Annotated in this window: 6 protein-coding genes; all 6 read left to right on the top strand. The window is 61.7% G+C overall.

What is annotated here, in order from left to right; translation table 11 throughout:
- Positions 1–157: 157 nt before the first annotated feature.
- The 6 genes from EO99_RS0124145 to EO99_RS0124115 all read left to right on the top strand — a co-directional run bounded on the left by EO99_RS0124145 (position 158) and on the right by EO99_RS0124115 (position 7148).
- A complete protein-coding gene (locus EO99_RS0124145; protein WP_029621120.1) occupies positions 158–880 on the top strand; it encodes a response regulator in 723 nt (240 codons plus the stop codon).
- On the top strand, positions 877–2340 hold the full coding sequence (locus EO99_RS0124140; RefSeq protein ID WP_029621119.1) for a sensor histidine kinase: 1464 nt from the start codon (positions 877–879) through the stop codon (positions 2338–2340). Before EO99_RS0124145 ends, EO99_RS0124140 begins: the two co-directional genes overlap by 4 nt.
- Before the next feature lie 811 nt (positions 2341–3151).
- The gene (locus EO99_RS0124130) at positions 3152–4471 is read left to right on the top strand and encodes an MFS transporter (RefSeq protein ID WP_029621117.1); all 1320 of its coding nucleotides are present in this window, start codon (positions 3152–3154) and stop codon (positions 4469–4471) included.
- Positions 4472–4964: 493 nt separating this feature from the next.
- Complete coding sequence (locus EO99_RS0124125) at positions 4965–5378, top strand: hypothetical protein (protein WP_051680064.1); 414 nt, start codon at positions 4965–4967, stop codon at positions 5376–5378.
- A gap of 91 nt (positions 5379–5469) precedes the next feature.
- Positions 5470–5691, top strand: coding sequence for a hypothetical protein (locus tag EO99_RS0124120; RefSeq protein WP_029621115.1), 222 nt, complete (start codon positions 5470–5472; stop codon positions 5689–5691).
- A complete protein-coding gene (locus tag EO99_RS0124115) occupies positions 5688–7148 on the top strand; it encodes a TolC family protein (protein WP_029621114.1) in 1461 nt (486 codons plus the stop codon). The genes EO99_RS0124120 and EO99_RS0124115 overlap by 4 nt, the downstream gene beginning before the upstream one ends.
- The last annotated feature ends 1 nt before the right edge of the window (position 7149 follow it).

Raw genomic sequence — 7149 nt, 5'->3', positions numbered from 1 at the left:
TCGGAGTCCGCCGGATCCTTCTGGCCGGCGGACTCCCGGGCCTCTCAAGGGCAAAGACGCCGCTCAGGCGGAGATGACCCGGCTCTTTGAGGCGAAGACATGTTGTGCAACAAAGGTTGCTGGGCGCCGAATAGACCAAGGGAAAGCAAGCCGAAGGATGGACACCGCTCCCCATATCGCCGTTGTCGACGACCACAGGGATATTCGCGACCTTGTCGGCAAATATCTGTCGCAGCAGGGCTTTCGCGTAAGTCTTGCCGACGGTGGCCCGGCGTTGCGCAAGCTTCTCGCGGGAAATGCACTCGACCTGATTGTGCTCGACATCATGATGCCCGGGGAAGACGGCATCAGCCTCTGCCGCGAATTGCGCGCATCGACACAGGTGCCCATCATTTTCCTGACAGCCATGTCGGAAGACACCGACCGAATTGTTGGATTGGAGCTGGGGGCCGACGACTATCTCGTCAAGCCCTTCAATCCCCGCGAGTTGCTGGCGCGCATTCGGGCGGTTCTCCGTCGGGTTCACAGCCTGCCACTGCAGGAGCGACAGCTGATCAAAGCCAAGGCCATCAAGTTCGACCGGTGGACGCTGGATGTCGGCCGCCACGAGCTGACCGGCCCCGACGGTATCGCGATCGCCCTGAGCACTGCCGAATTCCGCCTTCTGAAGGCCTTCCTCGAACATCCGGGTATCGTCCTGAGCCGAGACCAATTGCTGGATCTGACCGCGGGCCGCAATGCCGAGATCTTTGATCGCAGCATCGACAATCAGGTCAGCCGCCTTCGCAAGAAGGTGGAACAGGACCCGAAAAGTCCAAGCTACATCCGGACCCATTGGGGTGGCGGATATTGTTTCACGGCGGAGGTCGTCATTTCGTGAGGTACTGGTGGAGACGGAGCCTTGCCGCACAATTCGTCGGCTTCATGCTGCTGGCACTGCTGGTGTCACAGGCCGTGGTCTTCCTGCTGTCTTGGGATGAGCGGGAAAAAGCGCTCAAATCGGCCATGAAGAGCGAATTCTTCAGCAGGACGGCCTCTATCACCAGGCTGATGGAATCCATTCCGGTCGCTCTGCGGCAGGAGGCACTGCTTGCCACGGAAACCACCTATTCGAGGTTCTGGCTGAGCCCGGAGGCACCGAAGTCGGCGTTGGCCTGGAGCGACAGGGCGGCCCGGGAACTGGCGCGCCCTTTGGCCAATCTCATTCATTTTCCGCAGCAATGGGGACTTGATCCTCCCTCGGTGGAGGTGCCTTCGGATATGGACGTCTTCAGGCCCGCGCATGCGAGCCAGGGCTGGACGATCCCCTCCGGACCGATCTGGGATCTGCCTCATGATGCTCTGTTTGTGTCATTCGGACATGCGAACGGCCTTGGCCTGGCGGTCAGGCTCAATGACGGCGTCTGGCTCAACTCTGCCCACTACAAGCTCATGCAGAACACGTGGCAGGAGCCGCTCATCATGCTCGCGATCGCTGCTGCGATCCTCTCGGTCATCGGCATCATCACCGCCAAAAGGATTGCGCGACCGCTGCGGCAACTCACGGTATCGGCTGAGGCCTTGGGACGAGGCGAAACCGTGCCTTCGCTGCCGGAGGAAGGACCGGATGACATCCGGCAGATGGCAGAAGCCTTCAACCGCATGCAGGACCGGCTTCACAGATTTGTGGAGGACCGCATCCGCATGCTGGCCGCCATCGGCCACGACCTGCGGACGCCGCTCACCTCCCTGCGCCTGCGCGCGGAATTCGTCGACGATCCGGAACTGCAAAAGAGGATGACTGAAACGATCGATGAGATCCAGGTGATGACCGAAGCCATGGTTGCGTTCGCCCGGGGCGAAGCCACGGCGGAGGCAACGCGAAACGTCGATCTGACCGCTCTGGTGGAGAGCGTGTGCGAAGATCTCGCCGAGCTCGGCCAGAAGGTCGAGTATCTGGAAGGAAGCAGTTACACCTACCGATGCCGGCCCGACGGATTGCGCAGGGCCATCCGCAATCTTGTCGAAAACGCTGTCCGCTATGGTGGTGGGGCCAGGGTCTCCGTAAGCAGGCTTCCCTCGTCGCTTGACATCATCATAGAGGATCACGGACCCGGCATCCCGCCTGCATTGCGAGAGGCGGTCTTTTCGCCATTCTTCCGTCTCGAAAAGTCACGCAGCCGGGAAACGGGAGGCGTCGGACTTGGGATGTCGATTGCGCGTGCAATCGTACGGCACCACGGTGGAGACATCGAACTGGCAGACAATCATCCGGGCCTCAAAGCAATCATGCGGCTCCCTCCGACGCAACTGGAGAACCACGGCTCGGACAAGACGCATGCAGTTCACTGGACCTTATAGGTCATGCCACGGCAGTGGCGTGGAGCAGCGGGCCACTAAACAAGGTCATCGTCTGACTGCACCTGTACCGTGGGGTTCCGTCGGCAATTGTTCGATTTCGCACAGAGCAACCGGTTCGCTGCGAAACGCATCGTCGATGGGCGATCTGCATACACCACGCGTACTGACAACCTGAGCCACATCCCGCACCAACTCACCGTGAGCTGAAAGCGGCTGGCCGAAGCGCCGGCGCCGCGGATTGCATCGCGCAGACCTGAAGACGCGCGGTCTCGCCGTCGAGTTTCTGTCCGGAGACAGAGCATCGGTCGTGGCAAACCTGGCCGAAATGCTTCATGTGCCCTGCCGGGCGGAAGCCACGCCGGCCGACAAGCTTCGCCGTTCGGAAGTCTTGAAGCGGGAGGGTGGTACGGCCTTGATGGCCGGCGACAGTCTCAACGACGCCCCGGACCCTTGCCGCTCTAAACGACAAAAAGCCCCGTGAGGGGCTTTGGTTGTATGGCGTATGATGGGATTTGGTTGGGGGGCCTGATGGCAAGGAGACTTGTATATTCAAGCTGAATTTGCCGAAGCGGAGATAATTGCCGCTTGAGCTCGAGCTCAATTACTTTCCCTCGTCGGAACGACTGGAAAGGAGCCGTCTGCAAACTGTTTGCTGTGAGGCTGCGCAAAGCAAGAGCAGCCTCCTACGTCCTCGGACGCTTGACTTTATATTTCCTGGCAACGAGCCCTATCATCGTTGCGGCTTTCTAAGCGAGCAACATCCTTCGAACGATCACGAAGTGTCTGTAGCCATAAAGACGGTGCGCCTGACATGCTCGACATCCTCAAGAACCGAACCTACCGGCACCTGTTCATGGCGCAGGTTATCGCGCTCATCGGCACAGGACTTGCGACAGTGGCACTCGGTTTGCTCGCGTATCAAATCGCAGGCGCGGAGGCAGGTGCGGTCCTTGGTACAGCACTCGCCATTAAGATGATCGCCTATGTTGGCATCGCTCCGGTGGCAGGCGCATTTGCCGAATTCCTTCCCCGTCGCCCTATGCTGGTCACCCTCGATCTTATCCGGGCAGCCGTGGTACTCTGCCTGCCATTCGTCACCGAGGTCTGGCAGGTCTACACCCTGATCTTCGTGCTGCAGTCAGCTTCAGCCGCCTTCACACCGACATTCCAGGCAACGATCCCCGACGTTCTCCCCGAGGAGAAGGACTATACGCGCGCGCTGTCGCTTTCCCGCCTGGCCTACGATCTGGAAAGCCTTGTGAGTCCTGCTCTGGCCGTTGTCCTCCTGACCGTCATCTCGTTCCATTCTCTCTTTGGCGGCACGGTCATCGGCTTTCTCGCCTCTGCCGCACTGGTCATCTCCGTCGCCCTGCCAAAGCCGAGCAAGCCCGAACGCCGCAGCATCTACGACCGTACGACGCGCGGTATCCGCCTCTACCTCGCCACCCCCAGACTAAGAGGACTTCTCGCGATCAGCATGGCAGTCTCTGCCGCGGGCTCCATGGTCATTGTCAATACCGTCGTCTTCGTCCAAGCAGCGTTCGGCCTGGCGCAGGAAGACACGGCGCTTGCACTTGCCGCCTTCGGTGGCGGGTCCATGCTGGCAGCACTTGCCCTTCCGAGGCTGCTCGATCAGTTCCCCGACCGTCAGGTCATGCTGGCAGGCTCGGCGATCCTGGTTGCGGGGCTCGTGGCGACGGCCTTTGTCGTATCCTATCTCCCGCTGCTGTTGATCTGGTTCCTGCTGGGTGCCGGTTACTCGACCGCTCAGACGCCGTCCGGACGCCTGCTTCGCCGCTCCGCCCATCCGCAAGATCGTCCCGCCCTGTTTGCGGCGCAATTCGCGTTGTCGCATGCCTGCTGGCTCGTCACCTATCCGCTTGCCGGATGGCTGGGAGCCGCTATCGGCCTCGGAGAGACGGCGATTGTCCTGTCCGTCATCGCCGTGACCAGTCTTGCCGCAGCGCTCTACCTGTGGCCCGCCTCAGCCGACCTGGAGATCGAGCACATCCATGAGGACCTGCCTGACCAAGACCCCCATCTGCAGGAAGGCACGCCTCGCGGCCGCCGTTGCCACAGCCATGTGATCGTGATCGATCGGCTACATCCCGAATGGCCGCAACCGCGCTGATCTGTTCCGGGTTCGATCAGGCACTGCCGGTCGCTCATCTTGAGGGGCGCCCAAAGAAAGCATCTCGCAGGGGCGACGGAGATGACGACCGACGATCCGCCCGATCTTATGGCGTGCTACCGGGCGCACTGAAGATAGCCGCGATATCCAACCCGTAGCTGGTCCCCGATTTCAAACACCGTTTCCGCCTCCACGGATCCGTCCCGTGGATCCCCCTCGGGGTTCACCGGAAGCCTGACTGGAAGGTCTTCCGCACGGGCGCCACCCTAGGCTGCGGCTGCGGACAACCTGAGCATCTTTCCGTTCAGCTCAGCCTCCCCGGCAGGGGCGGCCATTCAACTGGCTGACGAAGAAAAACGCTTGACCTTCCCCTAAGGTAAGCCCTTAGCTTGAGATGGTGGCAGGCTCCCGGCAAGGTCGCGCCGTCACACTTATTTTTGCCGCACGAATCGGCAAACTGAACGGGCATGGGACGAATGGCGGCCCAAGGAGCATGAGCACAGTGCTACGCGACCTGGCAAACAGGATCATGGTTGTCTTGCGTCTGGTGGTCGTCGTATCACTGGCCGGCTACACCATGTCTAATGCCAATGCCGCCATGCACGGCTCGGCCTTCTCAGACATCGAAATCGCTGTAGTGGTGGAAGCCCACGTCGGCGTACACTCCGATGAAGCAACGTCACATCAGAAAGAACCAGGCGAGCACGCCCACGCCGGCCATCACGGCGCAGGCGGCGACGGCAAGCAGGTGAATAAAGACTGCTGCCAGGACTTCTGCTTCAGCATAGCCCTGCCTGCACTCTCCCAGACTTCGGTCCCTGCGAGTGCCTCCACGGTGTTCGGCGCTTTTAACGACTCTCGCGTGCACGGGACGCGCCCTAGCCTCCACAGGCCGCCCAAGATCTGAGCATGAGTACCCGCTCGGGGCGGGTTTTGCCGCGTCTCGACGTCCGCGATGACGTGAGCGCGTTCGCAACCTCATACTCGGAAACTCCAAAATGAAACCATCCTTTCTGGTGGCCGCACTGCCGCTCGTCGTGAGCGGCTGCGCCTCCACCCTCCCGGAAGTCGTCGTTTCCGGCTCCCATCCCGATTCCGCCTATGCGGCTCCTGTCCGGTACCAAGGCGCCATAGGAAGCTACACGCACCGCATCCCCGTAGATCCCAAGCCGTGGCGCGGGCTCAACGATGCCCAGGCTCCAAGGCAGGAGGGAACATGACGATCTCCAGGGGGATGAAGCTCGTTGCGGTTATGGCGCTGCCGCTCGTGGCGGCGGGGTGCACCACAGCATACTCCGCAAAGGACGCAGGGTTCATGAACGCGTCGCTGAAGAGCGGCGACGCCACCGGCAAGCAGACGGTCTGGATCCAGAACCAGCAGCAGGCCGCCGAGGCACGGGCACGCGTGAAGGCGCTGATGGCGAAGAAGACCATCGACGCCGAAACGGCCGTGCAGGTCGCGCTCCTGAACAACAGGGGCCTGCAGGCGGCCTATGCCGACCTTGGCGACAGCGCCGCCGACGCGTGGCAGACGCAGTTGTCGGTGTTTCCAACCTTCTCCGTCGGCGTTTCGGGAATCGGAACGCCGGGGCTGGGAGCCTATCGCATGCTCGAGGGCGCCATCGCCGCCAACATCCTGGCGCTGGCGACCTACGACAGGGACATGAAGCTGGCCGAGACCCGCTTCAGGCAAGCCCAGCTCAATGCCGCGCTCGCGACGATCTCGCTTGCGGCGGAGACCCGCAGAGCATGGATCGAGGCCGTCGCGGCATGGGAAAACGTCGCCCATCTGAACCAGGCGAAGGCGGCTGCCGATGCTGCTTCCGAGCTGGCCAAGAAGATCGGCGAAGCCGGGTCGATGACGAAGGCGGACCAGGCCAGAGAGCACGTCTTCTACGCCGAACTGGCGGGCGAGACCGCGAAGGCCCGCCTGTCTGCCAAGCTCGCCAAGGAGGAATTGGTCCGGCTGATGGGCCTTTCGGGTTCGGACATCGAATTCCAGATCCCGAACCGTCTGCCCCCGCTTCCGAAGGCCCTGATCAGGCGGGACGATATCGAGGCCGAGGCGATCCACAAGCGGATGGACCTGCAGGTGGCTCGCCTGGAACTGCAGGCGACGGCTCAGTCCTACAAGCTTGAGGATGCAACGCGTATCGTCACCGACATCGAACTTGTCGGCATGGTCGAAAAGGAGCGCGAGCGCGAAGACGACGAGATCGTCTCGGATATTTCGAAGACGGCAGGTCTTGAGTTTACGATCCCAATCTTTGATTCCGGCCAGGCGCGCCTGCGCAAGGGCGAGCTTGCCTACATGCGGGCGGCAAACCGGCTCGCGGAGCTCGCAGTCAACGTCCGCTCGGAAGCGCGCTCCGCTTACGTGGCCTACAGGTCGAACTACGACATTGCCCGCCACTACCGAAACAGCGTCCTTCCGCTGCGCAAGGCGATCGAGGAGCAGTCGTTGCTGACCTACAACGGCATGATCACCAGCACGTTCGAACTGATCTCCGACGCTCGGGAGAAGATCGAATCCAACATCCTCGCGGTCAACGCCAAGCGCGACTTCTGGCTTGCCGAAGCAAACCTCGCTCCTGTCGTCTACGGCGGCAGCACGGGTTCGTCCGCGGCGGAAACCGAGGTCGCATCGTCAGAAGAAGCGCCGGCAGGCGGACATTGAG

Origin of the sequence: Pseudorhizobium marinum (genome assembly GCF_000705355.1) — a bacterium.
Lineage (GTDB): Bacteria > Pseudomonadota > Alphaproteobacteria > Rhizobiales > Rhizobiaceae > Neorhizobium > Neorhizobium pelagicum.
Note: the sequence above shows the minus strand (reverse complement) of the source record. Positions and strands in the feature narration are given on the sequence as shown.